Origin of the sequence: Agrobacterium sp. CNPSo 2736, assembly GCF_004005385.1 — a bacterium.
Taxonomy (GTDB): domain Bacteria; phylum Pseudomonadota; class Alphaproteobacteria; order Rhizobiales; family Rhizobiaceae; genus Agrobacterium; species Agrobacterium leguminum.
Genome location: NZ_RZTX01000004.1, coordinates 208929 through 225985 on the forward strand (window position 1 = coordinate 208929; position 17057 = coordinate 225985).

Sequence of the window (17057 nt, forward strand, 5' to 3'; positions counted from 1 at the left end):
ATTATGCAATGGAAACTGTTTATTCCTGTACGAAGGTCTTTTTGAGCCTGTCCTGGAATGGTTTCACAAAATAAGAAAGAACACTCCTTTCGCTGGTTTGTATGAATACTTCGGCCGGCATGCCGGGATATAATTTCCCGCCGGGCAGATGACCCATTCCGGCCTTGTCGGGTTTGATGCGCAGCGCGTAATAAGATGTGCCAGTTCGGGAATCTGTCTGCAGATCGGGGGCGACGACAGCAACTTGCGCGCTCAAATCCGGCGTTGTGCTTTGATTGAATGCCGTGAAACGAATGGTAACCGGCTGCCCGACGTAAATCTGATCGATGTCTCGTGGGGTTATATTGGCCTCGATGGCAAGCTCATCCTGCTCCGGCACCACCAGCATCAGCACTTCACCCGGTTGAATGACGCCGTTTATATTGTGCACCGAGAGCTGGTAGATGCGACCGGCAATCGGCGAGCGGATGTCGAGGCGATCCAGCTGGTCGCGCGTTGCCGCCAGCCGCTCTTCATATTCTGCGACGGTCGCTTCGATCGATGTCAGATCTTTCGTGACTTCCGATTTGCGGTCTTCATCGAGCTGGAGCAATTGCAGGTCCAATTCGCTGAGCTTGCCCACCGTCTGTGCCCGGGCGGCAATATATTGACCCTGCTGACCTTCAAGATTGGAAAGCTGGCGCTTGAGGAGATTGAGGCGCTGAAGCGTGACAAGCCCTTTTTTGAAAAGCTCGTCCGTCTTGGAAACGTCTTCCTTTACAATCGCAAGCTCATTGTCCGTTGCCTCCACCTGCACCTCGAGGCCACGTGCCTCGTCGGCAAGCTGATCCTTGCGTGTTCCCAGCTGCTTTTTCATGCCGATCAAGGCGTTGCGACGGCTGTTGAAAAGGTTCTGTTCGCTGTCGATAAAGGTCTTGGCCGCCTTCGAACTTGTCAGTGCCGCCAGATCTTCCTCCACGGTGAAAGACGGCGCCTCGGCAATTTCCGCACGCAGACGCGCGCGACGCGAATAAAGCTGCGCAAGCGTATTTTCGACGATGGAGAGGTTCGCCTGCACGACGGTGGCGCTTAGCCGCAACAGGACCTGACCGGCCTCGACCCTGTCGCCTTCGGCGACATTGATCTCGCTGACGATGCCACCGGAAAGGTGCTGGATTTTCTTGGAGTTGCCTTCAACGACAACCCGGCCCGTGGCTACCACCGCGCCGGCAAGCTTTGCAAAAGCCGCCCAGCCGCCCAATCCGACCAGAAGGCCAAGGGCGAGAACGACCACTGCGGTCGAGTGCTTGAGAATGGACGCATTCGTCATACCGGGTTTTTCCGCCTCAACCATTTTCGCTCACCCGGTTTTCAATCTTGCGCGTTTCCTCCTCCTCAGGCACCTGGCGGATATTCTGCCGCAGGATTTGCGCGAGCACCTCCTCCTTGGTGCCAAAGCGCAGCATCCGGCCGTTGCTCATCACCATCACCAGATTGACGCTTTCGATGGCGCTGGGGCGATGGGCAATGACGACGACAATGCCGCCGCGCGCCCTGATATCGCCAATGGCATTGCGCAGGGCCGCTTCGCCTTCGCTGTCCAGATTGGAGTTCGGCTCATCGAGGAGGACGAAGAAGGGTTCGCCAAACAATGCGCGGGCAAGGCCGATGCGCTGTTTCTGCCCGCCCGACAAGGCCTCGCCCCGATCGCCAATATAGGTGTCGTAACCGTTGGGCAGGTTGAGGATCAGCTCATGCACCTGCGCGGCCTTGGCTGCGGCGACAACCGCTTCCGCTGTCGCATCGCGGTCGAAGCGTGCGATATTCTGCGCCACGGTCCCCGGCATCAGCTCCACCTGCTGGGGCATGTAGCCGATGGATTTGCCGAGAAACTCGAAATCCCACTGGTTGAGCGCGGCCCCGTCGAAACGGACGGAACCGCGTTCATAAGGCCAGATGCCGGTCATCAAGCGTGCCAGCGTGGATTTGCCCGAGGCGCTTGGGCCGATGATGCCGAGACCGTCGCCTGCGTTCAGCGTGAAGGAAATATCGGCGACCGTATCGCGTGCGCCGTTTGGTGGCCCACCGGTTACCCGGTCAACCGCGACGGTAAATTGCGGGCGGGGCAGGGAGAGCGGCGGCGAGGGTTCGGGCACCAGTTCCAGAAACTCGTTGACGCGTTTCCAGCCCTGCCTTGCGGTCATGAAGCTGCGCCAGTTTGCAATCGCATGTTCGACAGGGCCGAGCGCCTTTGCCGAGAGGATCGAGCCTGCGATGATGCTGCCCGCCGATGCATTGCCGTCGATGACAAGCACGGCGCCGATAGCCATGACGCCGGATTGCAGCAACAGCCGGAATGTTCGCGACATGGCGCCGAGCATGCCGGCCGTATCGGATGTCGACAGGGTGACGGTGCGGTATCTGGAATGTAGCTCGTCCCACATGGACGTCACCGCCCCCATCATGCCCATGGTCTTGATGGATTCGATGTTGCGCTGGCTGCTGCCGACGAGGACGTTTCTTTGGCCTCGCGCGGTATAAGCCTGCTTTGTCGCCCGTTCTGTCAGCCAGTTCGTGAGGAGCGTCAGCACGATGAGAACTATAGCTCCGCCGAGCACAGCGAACCCGATCCACGGATGCAGCGCAAAACAGATCAGCAGATAGATCGGCAGCCAGGGAATGTCGAAAAAGGCGGCCGGGCCTGGTCCTGAGAGGAACTGACGGATCTGATCGAGATCGCCGACGATCTGCAGCCCATCGGTCTTTCCCGAGGCAAGGAGCGGGGCGCTGATCGACGCCCTGAAAAGCTTCTGATTGAGCGCGTCGTCCATATTGTCCGAAATGCGCGCCAATATGCGGCCTCGCAGCGCGTCGAACCCCATAAGGAACGCGTAGAGAACGATCAGGAGAACGACCAGTGCCACAAGGGATGGAATGCTCTTGCTTGGCAAAATGCGGTCGTAAACTTCCAGCATGAAAAGCGAGCCGGAAAGATTAAGAATGTTCATCAACGCGCTGGCGAGACCAACGGCGAAAAAAGCGGACTTATTTTTTGTTAAAAAAGAATTAAATAAAAACATAATAACACCTGAAACGGCAAGAAAATCGCACAATAAATGCAATTAGGCAATGCTGTTCGAGGATGGGCTAAAACATTCGATCTAGAAATCAGCCAGGCATTTGTTGCCGCTCGAAATCTGCCGCATCTTTCCGCAAAGGAAATGACTGCGAGAGCTTAGGTATTTTCTGGCCAGCCAATGCTCGCCAATCGCGGCTTTCAAGCCGCATGCGTGCTTGCTACGTTATGGCGACGCAACAAAAAAGGCGGCCCGAAGACCGCCTTTTGATCAATCCATCGAAATGGAAATCTCATTCCGCTGCGGTTTCAGCAGCCTTTGCTGCTTCTTCCGCTGCCTTGGCTTCTGCGGCTTCGGCTGCTGCCTTCTCGGCGGCGAGAGCCTGTGCTGCTGCTACCTTTTCGGCTTCCAGACGTGCCTTTTCGTCGGCAAGCGCCTGACGCTCGGACTCGTTCAGCTTGCGGGCGCGTGTACCGGTGTTCTCAACGATACGGGCAGCCTTGCCGCGACGGTCGCGCAGGTAGTAGAGCTTCGCGCGGCGAACCTTACCGCGGCGAACGACTTCAACGCCTTCGACCAGCGGGGAGTAGATCGGGAATACGCGCTCGACGCCTTCGCCGTAGGAAATCTTGCGAACGGTGAAGCTTTCGGAAAGACCGCCGCCGGAACGGGCGATGCAAACGCCTTCGTAAGCCTGAACGCGGGTACGGTTACCTTCGGTAACGCGCACGTTGACGCGCAGGGTGTCGCCCGGGGAAAACTCGGGCAGGGTGCGCTTTGCTTCGATCTTGGCGGCCTGTTCGGCTTCCAGCTGCTGAATGATGTTGGTCATGTTAACCTCTGATTTCTTCTGAAACAGCCAGAGCGCTCAACGTTTCGTCTGTCGGTCAATGCCTTCAGACCATGCCTTTCGGCAGGAGCGGGTTCGCCATTCTTTGCTTTCGGTTGGGATATTTCCCATTTCCACGCGGGCACATACACGAGGATGCGCCGTTTGTCATCCCTTTCATGACAATATTTTATCAATTACGCGCCGCGTTCCGGCAGTTGCGAAGCGGCGCGCTGGCGGATATGGCATGGGAACCTTGGGAGGGGCCATGTCCATATTCATTATTCTCATGCTGTTCGCCACCGGCTTTCTGTCGGGTGTCGTCAATGCAATTGCCGGCGGCGGCACCTTCCTGACCTTCGGGGCGATGACGCTGGCCGGCCTGCCACCCATCGTCGCCAACGCCACGTCAGCCATCGTGCAGTTTCCGGGCTACATCACCTCCGTGATCGCCTATGGGCCGGAAATCCGCGCCCATTGGCGCGAGGCGATCCTTCTGTCGGGCGTTTCAGTCGTCGGCGGGCTGGCCGGATCGCTGCTGCTTTTGTCGCTCGACAATCCTTCCTTCCGTCAGCTCGTGCCATGGCTGCTTCTTGCTGCCACCGCCGTTTTCGCTGCCGGCCCGTGGCTGCGGCCGAAGGCGAGCGTCGAACGTTCGCCCGGAAATCTGCCGAGCCTCGTCTTTCAGGGTCTCGCTTCCGTTTATGGCGGGTTTTTCGGTGCCGGCATGGGCATCATGATGCTGGCCATCCTCGGAATAACCTCGGGCGGCAGCTATCATCATCTGAACGCGCTGAAGAACCTCTTGTCAGTCGTGATCGCCGTCATCGCAATCACGATCTTCGTCAGCGGTGGCGTCGTTTCCTGGTGGGCGGCGCTCATCATGTTCCCCGCGGCCGCACTTGGCGGCTATGTGGGCGTGCACACGGCACGGCGGGTGCCGCAGTGGATCATCCGCTGGCTGGTGATTGCGGTTGGGCTGGTGCTGACCGCCTATTACTTCGTTTCGGCCTGAGCCTTTACCAGAAGGTCAGGGCGTCTTTCCTGCGTCAGCCTCAGCGCCTGTTCATGACGCCACCTGTCGATGACGGCGTGATTGCCGGAGGTGAGAACGGCTGGGATGTCACGGCCTTCCCAGACCTGCGGGCGGGTATAGTGCGGATGTTCCAGCAGTCCGCCCTCGAAGCTCTCATGCACACCGGAAAGATCGTTGCCCATGACGCCCGGCAGGATGCGGACGACGGCATCAAGAAGCGTCAGCGCCGCTGGCTCACCGCCGGAGAGGATGTAATCGCCGATCGACACTTCCTCCAGCCCGCGCGCCTCTATCACCCGCTGGTCGACGCCTTCGAAACGGCCGCAGACGATGATCGCGCCTTCTCCGGCCGCCAGTTCACGCACACGGTTTTGCGACAGCGGTTTGCCACGTGGGCTCATAAGGAGGCGGGGCCGTGTGTCGCCATCCGAAACATGGTCGATGGCCGCCGCCAGAACGTCGGGCTTTAGCACCATGCCGGCGCCGCCGCCTGCCGGTGTGTCATCGACGCTTCTGTGTCTGTCAGTAGCAAATTCGCGGATCTGTACGGCGTCCAGCGACCATTGCCCCCGCTCCAGCGCCTTGCCCGCCAGCGAATATCCGAGATGCCCCGGAAACATTTCCGGGTAGAGCGTCAGAACGGTAGCCTTGAAGGTCATTGTTTATTTCTTGCCGAAAGGCGATACGCCGGTTTCGTCCTTGTCGTCGGGATTGTCGATCAAGCCGGCGGCCATCGGATCGATGAGAATACGACCGGCTTCGAGATCGATTTCCAGCACGGCCGCTTCCGAAAAGGGAATGAGGGCAGGGCGACGGCCCGCGCCCTTCAGCTCCAGCAGATCACCTGCGCCGAAATCATAGACGGCGCTGACGGCGCCATAACTTTTGCCTTCCGCATCGACGGCTTCCAGCCCTTCGAGATCGGCATAATAAAACTCGTCATCGTCAAGCTCGTCGTCGGGCAGATTGTCGCGCTCGATGAACAGCTCCAGCCCATTCAGGCTTTCCGCCGCATTGCGGTCGTTGATGCCCCTGAAACGAACGACGACGACGTTCTTGCCCTCGCGCACTTCCAGAATTTCGAAAACGCGGCCATCGGCAGTGACGAGATTGCCATAGTCGCCAAGCGCCATCGGATCGGCCGTATAGGTGCTGACACGGACTTCGCCGCGCAGGCCCTGCGCGCCGCCGATCTTTGCCATGAGTACCGGGTTTTCCAGCTTTGCCATCGGGCCGTCCGTCTTCTGGTGTTGGTTGCGTCAGCTTTAAGGTTTGTTGACGCCAAAATAAACAAAAAACGGGCGGCATGGAAAACCACACCGCCCGTTCTTCAAAAGTTTCCGTGCAGATTATTCTGCAGCAGCAGCGGCTGCATCTTCAGCCTTCTGCTTCTTTTCAGCAACGCGCTCCAGGGCGCGCTTGCCCGGCTTTGCCTTTTCCGGGTTGCTGCGAGCGGCGCGCTCGGCAAGGCCGGCTTCGGCGAGGAAGCGCAGAACGCGGTCGGTCGGCTGTGCGCCCTTGGCGATCCATTCCTTGATGAGGTCAGCCTTCAGCTCAACGCGCTGCGGGTTGTCCTTGCCGAGCATCGGGTTCCAGGAACCGACCTTCTCGAGGAAACGGCCGTCGCGGGGCGAACGGGCGTCAGCAACGACGATCTGGTAGTACGGGCGCTTCTTGGAACCACCGCGTGCGAGACGAATTTTCAGTGCCATGTCATTTACTCCTTAGGATGGCTTGTCCGCCGTTCAGGCGGTCTTTTCGGTGCCGCCATGTTCGGCGGCGATTGCTTCATGATGCCGGATGACTTCCTTGATGATGAAGTTCAAGAACTTCTCGGCGAAATCCGGGTCCAGATTGGCATCCTTCGCCAGACGGCGGAGGCGTTCGATCTGGTATTCCTCGCGCGCCGGGTCGGCCGGCGGCAAATTGTACTTTGCCTTCAGCACGCCCACCGCCTTGGTACAGCGGAAACGTTCGGCAAGAATGTGAACCAGTGCGGCATCGATATTGTCGATAGACTGGCGGTATTCGGAAAGCTGGGCTTTCACCTCTGCATTGTTCACTGGTGTCCCCCTCACTTCTTTTTCGGAAAGCCGGGCAGGCCCGGCATGCCGCCAAGACCAGGCAGCTTGGCGCCACCCAGACCCGGCAATCCGCCCGGCAGACCGCCAAGACCGGGCATTGCGCCCGGCTTGCCGAGACCGGCTGCTTCCGCCTGCTTCTGGAGCGCCTCGAGCTGCTTCGGATCGATGTTCGACAGGTCCGGCATACCGCCGCCAAGGCCACCGAGGCCCATCTTGCCGGCAAGGCCGCCCATCATCTGCTTCATGATGCCGCCTTTGCCCTTGCCGCCCATGGCCTTCATCATGTCGGCCATGCCGCGATGCATCTTCAGAAGCTTGTTGATTTCAGCAGCATCCGTGCCGGAACCGGCGGCGATGCGCTTCTTGCGGCTATGCTTCAGAATATCGGGATTGGCGCGTTCGGCCTTGGTCATCGAAGAGATGATGGCGATCTGGCGGTCGAACATCTTGTCGTTCAGACCAGCCGTAGCCATCTTGTCCTTCATGCCGGCCATGCCGGGCATCAGCCCCATGATACCGCCCATGCCGCCCATCTTCTTCATCTGGGCAAGCTGGTCGGAGAGATCGTTGAGGTCGAACTTGCCCTTGGCCATCTTCTCGGCCATGGCGCGGGCTTTTTCCGCGTCGATGTTTTCGGCGGCCTTTTCGACCAGCGAGACGATGTCGCCCATGCCGAGAATACGGTCGGCGATACGGCGCGGATGAAACTCGTCGAGTTCGTTCATCCGCTCGCCGATACCGATCAGCTTGATCGGCTTGCCGGTGACGGCACGCATGGAGAGAGCCGCACCGCCGCGTCCATCGCCATCCATACGGGTCAGCACGAGGCCGGTGATGCCGACGCGCTCATCGAAATTACGCGCCAGATTGACGGCGTCCTGACCGGTCAGCGAATCTGCGACCAGCAGGATTTCGTGCGGGTTGGACTTCTTCTTGATGTCGGCCATTTCCAGCATCAAGGGTTCGTCGATATGGGTACGGCCGGCGGTATCGAGAATGACGACGTCATGGCCGCCAAGCTTTGCCGCCTGCACCGCGCGTGCGGCGATATCGGTTGGCGATTGGCCGGCGATGATCGGCAGCGTGTCGATGCTCGTCTGGACACCGAGCTGGCGAAGCTGTTCCTGCGCGGCCGGACGACGCGTGTCGAGAGATGCCATCAGCACCTTCTTCTTCTCGCGGTCCGTCAGGCGCTTGGCGATCTTGCCGGTGGTCGTGGTCTTGCCCGAGCCCTGCAGACCCACCATCATGATGACGACGGGGGCGGGGGCGTTGAGATCGATGGAGACGCCTTCGGTGCCGAGCATCTCGACAAGCTCGTCATGCACGATCTTGACGACCATCTGGCCGGGCTTGATCGACTTCAGGACGGCGGCACCAACGGCCTTTTCACGCACCCTGTCGGTGAAGGAGCGCACGACTTCCAGCGCCACGTCCGCTTCCAGGAGCGCGCGGCGAACCTCGCGCAGGGCGGCGGCAACATCGGCTTCCGTCAGCGCGCCACGGCCGGTCAGTCCATTCAGAATGGAACCAAGGCGGTCCTGGAGGTTTTCAAACATCGTTTCTTCCTTCTTCGTTCCGGGGTCTCCGAAACGTCGGTGCTTTCGCTGGCAAAAACAAGACGCAAAGCCAAAAAGCACCCGAGGGCGCATCGCGCTGTCGGGTGTTGACCTCCGGGATCTCTTTATACCTTTGCGGGTCCCGGTCGGCGGCTTGGAGTCGTGAAACTGCCAGCTGATGGGCGGGATAAACAGGAAAGTGCGGGAAAAGTCAAGGCGGCGCGGGTTTATAGCCGAAAAGGCCCGCATTTCATCTTTGCGTGATTGGCCGCAGGCGGCCATTGGCGGCGCTTGAACAGGCTCCTTTCGCTCCCTATACCTTCGTCATGAAACGTCGAAACTTCTTTCGTTTTTCCGCTCTTGGCCTGCTCGCTCTGGCGGGTGGGGGTCTTTATGCCCGTCGTTCGAACGCGAGCGCCTATTATAGCGGCCCGATCTCCGATCATTTCGACGGGGTACGCTTCTTCAATCCCGGCGGTTCGCCGCCCGGCAATTTCATGGGCCTTATGAAATGGCGCTTCAATGGCGAGCGCGCCACATGGCCGGAAAGCTATCCGAGCCCCTTTCCCTTCGCAAAACCGGAAGCCCGGATCGAAGGCAGGGACATGCGCGTCACCTTCGTCGGCCATGCCTCCTTCCTTATCCAGACGGCGGGGCTGAATATTCTCATCGATCCGGTGTGGTCGCAGCGCACCAGCCCGTTCAGCTTCGCCGGTCCCAAGCGGGTCAATGCGCCCGGCATCCGTTTCGAGGACCTGCCGCCCATCGACCTGGTGCTGGTGACGCACAATCACTACGACCATCTGGATATGGAGACGCTGAAGCGCCTGCATGTGGCGCACAAGCCGCTTTTCATCACACCGCTCGGCAATGACGCCATCATCCGCACCGGGGTAGAGGCGGCGCGTATCAGGGTGGGTGACTGGGGCGATGTGGTGGAGACGGGTTCGGTGAAGATTCATTTCGAACCGTGCCATCATTGGTCGGCCCGTGGTCTTAACGACCGGCGCATGGCTCTGTGGGCTGCCTTCGTCATCGAAACGCCGGGCGGTAAAATCTACCATATCGGCGATACCGGTTTCCACGAGGGTCTCAATTATCACGCCGCGCGCAAGAAGCACGGCGATTTCCGCCTCGCCAACCTGCCCTTCGGCGCTTACGAGCCGCGCTGGTTCATGAAGGGCCAGCATCAGAATCCGGCGGAAGCCGTGGAGGGCATGAAGCTTTGCGGTGCGGCGCATGTTTGCGGGCACCATTGGGGTACGGTACAGTTGACGGATGAGGCCGTGGATGCGCCGCTTGCGGCCCTGAAGGTCGCATTGATAGAGCAGGGGGTGGATGAGAGCCGTTTTCGGCCGATGCGCCCCGGTGAGGTTTTCGACGTGCCTTCCGCCTGATCACTGCCGCGTTTGCGCCGCAACAGTCTGGTAATTTGCCGTCCTTTCCGCCATATAGGGCGAAAGTGCGGGGAAATTCCCTACGCAATGCGATTTTCAGACAGTTTTCAGGTTCAGGGCAATGGCGGACACGGTCGAATTTGCGAAGATGAACGGGCTTGGCAACAAAATCCTCGTTATCGACATGCGCGGCCGTAAGGATATGGTCACGCCGGAAGCGGCGATTGCGCTGAACGCCGATGCTGCCACACAGTTCGACCAGATCATGGCCATCCACGATCCGCGTGTCGGTGGCACGGATGCCTTTATCGATATCCTCAATTGCGATGGCACGAAGGCGCAGGCCTGCGGCAATGGCACACGCTGCGTGGTACAGGCGCTGTCTTCCGAAACCGGCAAGACCAGTTTCACCTTCCAGACGGTGGCGGGCATTCTGAATGCCGTCGAACATGAAGACGGCATGATTTCCGTCGATATGGGCCTGCCGCGTTTCCGCTGGAGCGATATTCCGCTTTCGGAAGAATTCCATGATACCAGCCGCATCGAATTGCAGATCGGGCCGATCGATGCGCCGATCCTGCATTCGCCCGCCGTGATGTCCATGGGCAACCCGCATGCGATTTTCTGGGTGGACCGCGATCCGATGGAGTTCGATCTTGAACGTTTCGGACCTCTGCTCGAAAATCACCCGATGTTTCCGGAAAAGGCCAATATCACGCTGGCGCAGGTGATTTCCGACAGCGCGCTGCGCACCCGCACATGGGAGCGTGGGGCCGGCCTGACACTCGCCTGCGGTTCCGCCGCCTGCGCCTCGGCCGTTTCCGCTGCCCGCACCGGCCGCACCGGCAGGACAATCACCATCGATGTCGCCTCCAGCCCCATTCGCGTGCCGCTGACCATCGACTGGCGCGAGGACAATCATGTCATCATGACCGGCCCGGCCGAATGGGAATGGTCGGGTTCCGTCGATCCCGTCACCGGCGCCTGGGCGAGCGATGCGGTCGAGCGGGGGGCTGTATGAGCGGCGTCGAGGTCATAACCTTCGGCTGTCGTCTCAACACCTATGAATCGGAAGTGATGCGGGCGGAGGCCGAAAAGGCTGGGCTCAACAATGCCGTGCTGGTCAATACCTGCGCCGTGACGGGCGAGGCCGTGCGTCAGGCGCGCCAGGCCATCCGTCGGGCGCGGCGCGACAATCCGCATGCCCGTATCATCGTCACCGGCTGCGCCGCGCAGACGGAAAAACAGACCTTTGCCGAGATGCCCGAGGTGGATGCGGTGCTGGGCAATGAGGAGAAGCTGAAAAGCGCCTCCTATCGCGCGCTGCCGGATTTCGGCGTCTCGGCGGAAGAAAAGCTGCGCGTCAACGATATCATGAGCATCAAGGCGACCGCGCCGCAGATGGTGAAGCACATAGACGGGCATGTGCGCGCCTTCATTCAGGTGCAGAACGGCTGCGATCATCGCTGCACCTTCTGCATCATTCCTTATGGGCGCGGCAATTCCCGCTCCGTGCCGATGGGTGCCGTGGTGGATCAGGCACGCAGGCTGACGGAAAGCGGCTATTGCGAGATCGTGCTGACGGGGGTGGACGCCACGAGCTATGGCGCGGACCTGCCGGGCGAACCTTCCCTCGGTTATCTTGCCAAGACATTGCTGAAACAGGTGCCGGACATCTTGCGGCTGCGGCTTTCCTCCATCGACAGTATCGAGGCCGACCGCCATCTTATGGATCTGATTGCCGATGAGCCGCGTTTCATGCCGCATCTGCACCTGTCCCTCCAACATGGCGACGACATGATCCTGAAACGCATGAAACGCCGCCATTCCCGCGCCGACGCCATTCGTTTCTGTCACGAGGTGCGGTCGCTTCGGCCGGATATCGCCTTCGGGGCGGATATGATCGCCGGTTTTCCGACCGAGACGGAAGACATGTTCGAAAACGCCGCAACGCTTGCGGAAGAATGCGGCATTTCCAGCCTGCATGTCTTTCCCTACAGCCCGCGTGCTGGCACGCCGGCGGCACGCATGCCGCAGCTCGACCGGGCCTTGGTGAAGGAGCGCGCGGCGAGGCTTCGGGAGCGTGGCGAGGCGCTGAAGCTTGCGCATCTGCAAAATATGGTCGGTTCGGTACAGACGATCCTCGTTGAAAACAACGGTTTTGCGCATACCGACAATTTCACGCTGGTGGAGGCACCGCATCTTGCCCCGCGCACTCTTGCGCAGGTTGCGATTACCGGCCACAACGGCAAACATCTGAACATGAAGCTTCTGGCGGCGGATGCGGCCTGAGGCGGCACAAGAGAAAAGACACGGGAACGACCATGGCCCTCGGCTTCATCAAAAAAGTCTTTTCGTTCGGCAAGGACAGGGCCGAAACGAATGACCGGCCGCAAGAGGACGCCGCGCCTGAGCGCGGCAATGAAAACGCTTCCTTCGAAGCGGCGCTGAGCGACGCCGAAGCGCAGGGCCCTGTCGACAAGGACCCGGTTTCCGAACTGGAGATGGAGACGGCCGGCGGGCCGGCCCCGGACGAGGCGACAGACGCGGTCCTTTCCGCCGATGACGAGGAAGAGGACGCACCGCTTCTTCCCGGTGCCGAGTTTTCCGGCGATATGGGCGTGGTGCCGCTGTCGTTGCTACAGGCGGAAGCAGCCGCCGAAGAGCAGGCCGAATCTGCCCCAGAAGCAGCGGATGTCGTGCTGGATGCGGATGCGATGGATGCGCTGCTTGACGAGGCCGAAGCCGCGACTGCCCCCGAGCCCTCCGCTACACCGCCAGCTCTACCAAAGGGCTTTTCGTCCGCCAGTGAGCGGCAGGAGCCTGCCCCTGTCGCACCGCAGGTAAAACTGACATGGTTTCAGCGCCTGCGGGCAGGACTTGCCCGCACGTCGTCGCAGCTGACCACACAGATTTCGGCGCTTTTCACCAAGCGCAAGCTGGATGAGGATACGCTCGACGAGCTGGAGGATCTTCTTATCCAGTCGGATCTCGGCGTCGAGACCGCCATGCGCATCACCGGCGCCCTGTCTTCCGAGCGTTACGGCAAGGATGTGAGCGGCGAAGATGTGGCGCGCATCATGGCGGGCGAGATCACCAAGGTCCTGAAGCCTGTGGCCAAGCCGTTGGAACTCGATCTTTCGCACAAGCCGCATGTCATTCTCGTTGTCGGTGTGAACGGTACGGGCAAGACGACGACCATCGGCAAGCTTGCCGCCAAGCTTTCCGGCTCCGGCCTCAAGGTGATGCTGGCGGCCGGCGATACGTTCCGCGCGGCGGCCATCGAGCAGCTCAAGATATGGGCGGATCGTACCGGTTCGCAATTCATTGGCACCAAGCTTGGCGCGGATGCGGCCGGGCTTGCCTATGACGCCTATGAGCAGGCGCGGGCACAGAAAAGCGATGTGCTCATCATCGATACGGCCGGCCGCCTGCAGAACAAGACGGAGCTGATGGCGGAGCTGGAAAAGATCGTGCGCGTGCTTGGCAAGCTCGATCCGGATGCGCCGCACACCGTGCTGCAGACGCTGGATGCGACGACCGGCCAGAACGCCATGAACCAGGTGGAAATATTCCGCAATGTCGCGGGCGTTTCGGGCCTGATTATGACAAAATTGGATGGCACGGCGCGGGGCGGTATCCTCGTCGCCATCGCTGCCAAACACAAGCTGCCGGTTTATTTCATCGGTGTGGGTGAAGGTGTGGACGATCTGGAGCCCTTCGAGGCGGAAGATTTCGCCAAGGCCATTGCGGGAGTTTGAGTATGGATATTGAAAGCAATTCCAAGGAAAGCGAAAAGATGGTGGCGGAAATCAGCCCGCTCCTGAAATTCGTGCTCGAGCTTGGCCCGCTCATGGTGTTCTTCTTCGCCAATTCCCGCGGCGAATGGCTGGCCTCCACCTTCCCCGTGCTGACGGAATTCGGCGGGCCGATCTTCATCGCCACTGGCCTGTTCATGATCGCAACGGCGCTGGCGCTTTCTGTCTCATGGGTGCTGACGCGCAAATTGCCGATCATGCCGCTGATATCGGGCATCGTGGTGTTCGTGTTCGGTGCGCTGACGCTTTGGCTGCAGAACGACACCTTCATCAAGATGAAGCCCACCATCGTCAACACGCTGTTCGGTGTCATTCTGCTCGGCGGCCTGTTCTTCGGGCAATCGCTGCTCGGTTATGTCTTCAATTCGGCCTTCCGGCTGACGGATGAGGGCTGGCGCAAGCTGACGCTGCGCTGGGGCATATTCTTCCTCTTTCTTGCGGTGCTGAACGAGGTGGTGTGGCGCATGTTCACCACCGACACCTGGGTTGCCTTCAAGGTGTGGGGCACGATGCCGATCACCATCATCTTCACCATGGCGCAGATGCCGCTCGTCATGCGCCACTCGCTGGAACCGCTCAACAAGGACGAAAAATGACAGTTGCAGAGATGTCGGCTTCCCGTTCGCGCTCGCTCAAATGGTTCGGCGTGGCCGCCGGGCTGCTTCTCCTGCAGATCGTCATCCTTTACGCCATGGGCCGCATTCCAATCTGCGAATGCGGTTACGTGAAGCTGTTCGAGCCGGGCGTGAACACGCCGGGCAATTCCCAGCATCTCGCCGACTGGTATACGCCGTCGCATATCATTCACGGCTTCCTGTTTTACTGGTTCGCCTGGCTGCTCTTCCGCAACAGGCCGCTTTCCATGCGGCTTTCGCTCGCGGTTCTGGTGGAGGCGGCATGGGAAATTCTTGAAAACTCGCCTCTCGTCATCGATCGTTACCGCACCGCGACCATGGCGCTGGGTTACACCGGCGACAGCATCCTGAACTCAGCGATGGATACCGTCTTCATGGTGCTGGGTTTCCTGTTCGCCGCCCGTGTGCCGGTGTGGCTAACGGTGGTGATCGCCATCTTCTTCGAAATCTTCACCGGCTGGCTGATCCGTGACAACCTGACGCTGAACGTGGTGATGCTGCTCTGGCCCGTGGACGCGATCAAGGAATGGCAGAACGCGCTCCCGCAAATGTGAACGGGTTTTCCGGTGCCGCGCGCCGAAAGGCACGGAAGCCGCGCAATATATGCAGGTTTTCTTAATGGCATTGCGGTAGTGTCAGGCAAAGGCTCGTCTCTCCCTCCGGCAGAACCCATTGCAAGACAACTTCGCCTATCTTCTCCCCTTCATCATGCTGACATTCGGCGTGGTGTTCCTGTTCCTGCAAAGGATCGGCCACGCTTCCGCCCGCTATTGGGGTATAGGATATCTTTCGGCGGCCTTCGGTTTTGCGACACCTTTGGTGCTTGGCGGCCTGCCCTTCGAAATACAGGCGATTGTTTCGAACCTGTTGTTCTTCTCCGCCTTCTTCCTCTATGGCCACGCTCTGCTCGTCCATTTCGGGCGGCCGCTTTATATCACGGCCAGGCTGTCGATCGTGGTTGCCGCGGTTTTGCTGGTCTCTTTCCATGTCTTCGTCACACCGGATCTGAAACGCGAGCTCGTCATCGGCGATCTCGTCTGCGCCCTTTTGCTCGCGATCCCGGTCTGGCTCGTGCGGAAGCGGCCGGTGGCGCTTGCCGACCGGCTGATGGTGGGAATTGCCTGTCTTGTGGTGCTGGAGACGCTGGTGCGCATCGGCATGCTGCTCGTGATGACGCCGAGCGGCTCGATGATCGAGCTCAGCGAATTCTTCGAATCCGACTATGCTTTCTACATGCAGCTTGCGGCGAGCATCTTCGGCTTCCTGCTGGCGCTCTCCGTGCTCGCGAGCCAGATTTCCGTCACCGTCGACCGGCATCTGCATGCGGCAGAGCATGATCCGCTGACGGACGTGCTGAACCGTCGTGGGTTCGACCGCCGAGTTCCCGATTTTCGCAACGATACGCCTGAGGGTGCGGTCATTGCCTGCGACATAGATCACTTCAAGCGTATCAACGATGTTTACGGTCATGCGGCCGGAGATATCGTTCTCATCGGCCTTTCCGATCTGCTCAGGCGAAATGCACCCGAGGATGCGCTGGTGGCCCGTTTCGGCGGCGAGGAATTCGTGGTTTTCCTGCCCGGCCGGACAGCCGCCGCAGCCGGCCAGCTGGCCAATGGCATGCGGACAGGTCTTTCGTCGCTCGATTGGCGCAACCGGGGTGTTACCAGCCAGATCACCGCAAGCTTCGGTGTTTCGGCCGTCGCGAGGGGAGATCATTCCATTCATGACGCCATCAAGCGGGCCGATGACAGTCTCTATGCCGCAAAACGCGGCGGTCGGGATCAGGTGGTGCTGGAAGGCATACGTCTGCCGGCTGAAGGCCCTTCGCTGCGGGTCGTTACCAAGGGGTGACGCCTTGCCGAGCGGGTTATTTACCGGCTGCGGCCGCAATGGCCGGCAGCAGGTCGCGCTCGACACTGCGGGCATCGAAGGGGCCAACCTTTTTATAAAGGATCGTGCCATCCGCGCCGACCAGATAACTTTCGGGAATGCCGTAGACGCCCCAGTCTATCGCGGCCTTGCCGTTCGGATCGACCCCTATCGCAGCAAAGGGATTGCCGAGCTCGCCGAGGAAGCGCAGCGCATTGTCCGGCTTGTCCTTGTAGTTGATGCCGACGACGGTGATGCGGCTGTCTTTTGCCAGTTCCTGAAGCAGCGGATGCTCCTGCCGGCAGGGAATGCACCATGAGGCGAAGACGTTCACCAGAGTCAGCTTGCCCTTGATGGCGGCATCGGTCAGCGCCGGCAGGTTGGAGCCTTCCAGCGGCGGTAGCGACAGGATGGGCGCCCTGGTGCCGATCAGCGCCGAGGGAATGGCGCTGATATCCAGCCCGTTCACATCCTGATCGTAGAGCATCTTGCCGGCGACGAGGGCGAAACCGCCGAACAGCAGCAACGGCAGAAGCGCCAGCGCATAGCGTGCACGGCCTGTCGTTTTGGCCTTGGTGTCGCGGTCAGCCTGCGTCATTGCGCATCACCTGCGGAACCGGCTCTCGCCCTGCGGCGTACGCCGGATGCCTCGAGTTCCTTCAATTCCCGTTTGCGTGCCTGACCGTCCACGACGACCCAGGCGATGAGACAGAGAACGACAAGGCCGGTCGCCGCATAGGACATGCCGATATAAAAGGCGTGCGTCATCAC

Annotated in this window: 18 protein-coding genes; 8 read left to right on the top strand and 10 right to left on the bottom strand. The window is 60.1% G+C overall.

Going from position 1 to position 17057, the window contains the following annotated elements; all coding sequences use genetic code 11:
* Positions 1-19: 19 nt before the first annotated feature.
* The 3 genes from EM858_RS09345 to rplS form a co-directional block, all read right to left on the bottom strand.
* Entirely contained in the window at positions 20-1333 is a 1314-nt protein-coding gene (locus EM858_RS09345) for an HlyD family type I secretion periplasmic adaptor subunit (protein WP_127756522.1), read from the bottom strand.
* Positions 1326-3059 carry a type I secretion system permease/ATPase gene (locus EM858_RS09350; protein ID WP_127756523.1) on the bottom strand — a complete coding sequence of 578 codons (1734 nt, stop codon included), beginning with the start codon at positions 3057-3059 and terminating at the stop codon, positions 1326-1328. The genes EM858_RS09345 and EM858_RS09350 overlap by 8 nt, the downstream gene beginning before the upstream one ends.
* A gap of 289 nt (positions 3060-3348) precedes the next feature.
* Complete coding sequence (gene rplS / locus EM858_RS09355; protein WP_003520506.1) at positions 3349-3888, bottom strand: 50S ribosomal protein L19; 540 nt, start codon at positions 3886-3888, stop codon at positions 3349-3351.
* 265 nt (positions 3889-4153) lie between these two features.
* Between rplS and EM858_RS09360 the strand changes: the two genes are divergently transcribed.
* Positions 4154-4900, top strand: a complete 747-nt coding sequence (locus EM858_RS09360) for a sulfite exporter TauE/SafE family protein (protein WP_080815605.1) — start codon at positions 4154-4156, stop codon at positions 4898-4900.
* Here the strand turns inward: EM858_RS09360 and trmD are convergent.
* From trmD to ffh, 5 genes are all read right to left on the bottom strand, one after another.
* Positions 4882-5580 carry a tRNA (guanosine(37)-N1)-methyltransferase TrmD gene (gene trmD, locus EM858_RS09365; protein WP_080815607.1) on the bottom strand — a complete coding sequence of 233 codons (699 nt, stop codon included), beginning with the start codon at positions 5578-5580 and terminating at the stop codon, positions 4882-4884. The two genes, EM858_RS09360 and trmD, sit on opposite strands and share 19 nt — an antisense overlap.
* Positions 5581-5583: 3 nt before the next feature.
* A complete protein-coding gene (gene rimM, locus EM858_RS09370) occupies positions 5584-6150 on the bottom strand; it encodes a ribosome maturation factor RimM (RefSeq protein WP_080815609.1) in 567 nt (188 codons plus the stop codon).
* A 120-nt stretch (positions 6151-6270) separates the two neighbouring features.
* Positions 6271-6633: a 30S ribosomal protein S16 gene (gene rpsP, locus EM858_RS09375; protein WP_127756524.1), complete on the bottom strand. Its 363-nt coding sequence runs from the start codon at positions 6631-6633 to the stop codon at positions 6271-6273.
* A 33-nt stretch (positions 6634-6666) separates the two neighbouring features.
* Positions 6667-6984 (bottom strand): chorismate mutase, encoded by a 318-nt coding sequence (locus EM858_RS09380; protein WP_003492497.1) that lies wholly within the window; start codon positions 6982-6984, stop codon positions 6667-6669.
* Between the two features lie 11 nt (positions 6985-6995).
* Positions 6996-8564: a signal recognition particle protein gene (gene ffh / locus EM858_RS09385; protein ID WP_127756525.1), complete on the bottom strand. Its 1569-nt coding sequence runs from the start codon at positions 8562-8564 to the stop codon at positions 6996-6998.
* A 326-nt stretch (positions 8565-8890) separates the two neighbouring features.
* On the opposite strand from ffh, the gene EM858_RS09395 reads away from it, so the two are divergent.
* The 7 genes from EM858_RS09395 (at position 8891) to EM858_RS09425 (ending at position 16268) form a co-directional block, all read left to right on the top strand.
* The gene (locus EM858_RS09395) at positions 8891-9961 is read left to right on the top strand and encodes an MBL fold metallo-hydrolase (RefSeq protein ID WP_127756619.1); all 1071 of its coding nucleotides are present in this window, start codon (positions 8891-8893) and stop codon (positions 9959-9961) included.
* A gap of 121 nt (positions 9962-10082) precedes the next feature.
* Positions 10083-10982, top strand: coding sequence for a diaminopimelate epimerase (dapF, locus tag EM858_RS09400; protein WP_127756526.1), 900 nt, complete (start codon positions 10083-10085; stop codon positions 10980-10982).
* Complete coding sequence (mtaB, locus tag EM858_RS09405; protein ID WP_127756527.1) at positions 10979-12253, top strand: tRNA (N(6)-L-threonylcarbamoyladenosine(37)-C(2))-methylthiotransferase MtaB; 1275 nt, start codon at positions 10979-10981, stop codon at positions 12251-12253. The genes dapF and mtaB overlap by 4 nt, the downstream gene beginning before the upstream one ends.
* A gap of 32 nt (positions 12254-12285) precedes the next feature.
* Entirely contained in the window at positions 12286-13722 is a 1437-nt protein-coding gene (gene ftsY, locus EM858_RS09410) for a signal recognition particle-docking protein FtsY (RefSeq protein ID WP_127756528.1), read from the top strand.
* Between the two features lie 2 nt (positions 13723-13724).
* Positions 13725-14375 (top strand): septation protein A, encoded by a 651-nt coding sequence (locus EM858_RS09415; protein WP_065656922.1) that lies wholly within the window; start codon positions 13725-13727, stop codon positions 14373-14375.
* On the top strand, positions 14372-14968 hold the full coding sequence (locus tag EM858_RS09420; RefSeq protein WP_127756529.1) for a DUF2585 domain-containing protein: 597 nt from the start codon (positions 14372-14374) through the stop codon (positions 14966-14968). Before EM858_RS09415 ends, EM858_RS09420 begins: the two co-directional genes overlap by 4 nt.
* Positions 14969-15086: 118 nt before the next feature.
* Positions 15087-16268, top strand: a complete 1182-nt coding sequence (locus EM858_RS09425) for a GGDEF domain-containing protein (protein ID WP_164865380.1) — start codon at positions 15087-15089, stop codon at positions 16266-16268.
* 16 nt (positions 16269-16284) lie between these two features.
* Here the strand turns inward: EM858_RS09425 and EM858_RS09430 are convergent, their stop codons facing one another.
* Together EM858_RS09430 and ccmD are read right to left on the bottom strand one after the other, a co-directional pair.
* Positions 16285-16884: a DsbE family thiol:disulfide interchange protein gene (locus EM858_RS09430; RefSeq protein WP_127756530.1), complete on the bottom strand. Its 600-nt coding sequence runs from the start codon at positions 16882-16884 to the stop codon at positions 16285-16287.
* Positions 16881-17054 (bottom strand): heme exporter protein CcmD, encoded by a 174-nt coding sequence (gene ccmD / locus EM858_RS09435; RefSeq protein ID WP_060725377.1) that lies wholly within the window; start codon positions 17052-17054, stop codon positions 16881-16883. The genes EM858_RS09430 and ccmD overlap by 4 nt, the downstream gene beginning before the upstream one ends.
* Between the last annotated feature and the right edge of the window lie 3 nt (positions 17055-17057).

Bases quoted from the DNA above. Each gene is read 5' to 3' on its own strand.
- EM858_RS09345 (WP_127756522.1), bottom strand. From the start codon at position 1,333: ATGGTTGAGGCGGAAAAACCCGGTATGACGAATGCGTCCATTCTCAAG.
- EM858_RS09350 (WP_127756523.1), bottom strand. From the start codon at position 3,059: ATGTTTTTATTTAATTCTTTTTTAACAAAAAATAAGTCCGCTTTTTTC.
- rplS (WP_003520506.1), bottom strand. From the start codon at position 3,888: ATGACCAACATCATTCAGCAGCTGGAAGCCGAACAGGCCGCCAAGATC.
- EM858_RS09360 (WP_080815605.1), top strand. From the start codon at position 4,154: ATGTCCATATTCATTATTCTCATGCTGTTCGCCACCGGCTTTCTGTCG.
- trmD (WP_080815607.1), bottom strand. From the start codon at position 5,580: ATGACCTTCAAGGCTACCGTTCTGACGCTCTACCCGGAAATGTTTCCG.
- rimM (WP_080815609.1), bottom strand. From the start codon at position 6,150: ATGGCAAAGCTGGAAAACCCGGTACTCATGGCAAAGATCGGCGGCGCG.
- rpsP (WP_127756524.1), bottom strand. From the start codon at position 6,633: ATGGCACTGAAAATTCGTCTCGCACGCGGTGGTTCCAAGAAGCGCCCG.
- ffh (WP_127756525.1), bottom strand. From the start codon at position 8,564: ATGTTTGAAAACCTCCAGGACCGCCTTGGTTCCATTCTGAATGGACTG.
- EM858_RS09395 (WP_127756619.1), top strand. From the start codon at position 8,891: ATGAAACGTCGAAACTTCTTTCGTTTTTCCGCTCTTGGCCTGCTCGCT.
- dapF (WP_127756526.1), top strand. From the start codon at position 10,083: ATGGCGGACACGGTCGAATTTGCGAAGATGAACGGGCTTGGCAACAAA.
- mtaB (WP_127756527.1), top strand. From the start codon at position 10,979: ATGAGCGGCGTCGAGGTCATAACCTTCGGCTGTCGTCTCAACACCTAT.
- ftsY (WP_127756528.1), top strand. From the start codon at position 12,286: ATGGCCCTCGGCTTCATCAAAAAAGTCTTTTCGTTCGGCAAGGACAGG.
- EM858_RS09415 (WP_065656922.1), top strand. From the start codon at position 13,725: ATGGATATTGAAAGCAATTCCAAGGAAAGCGAAAAGATGGTGGCGGAA.
- EM858_RS09420 (WP_127756529.1), top strand. From the start codon at position 14,372: ATGACAGTTGCAGAGATGTCGGCTTCCCGTTCGCGCTCGCTCAAATGG.
- EM858_RS09430 (WP_127756530.1), bottom strand. From the start codon at position 16,884: ATGACGCAGGCTGACCGCGACACCAAGGCCAAAACGACAGGCCGTGCA.
- ccmD (WP_060725377.1), bottom strand. From the start codon at position 17,054: ATGACGCACGCCTTTTATATCGGCATGTCCTATGCGGCGACCGGCCTT.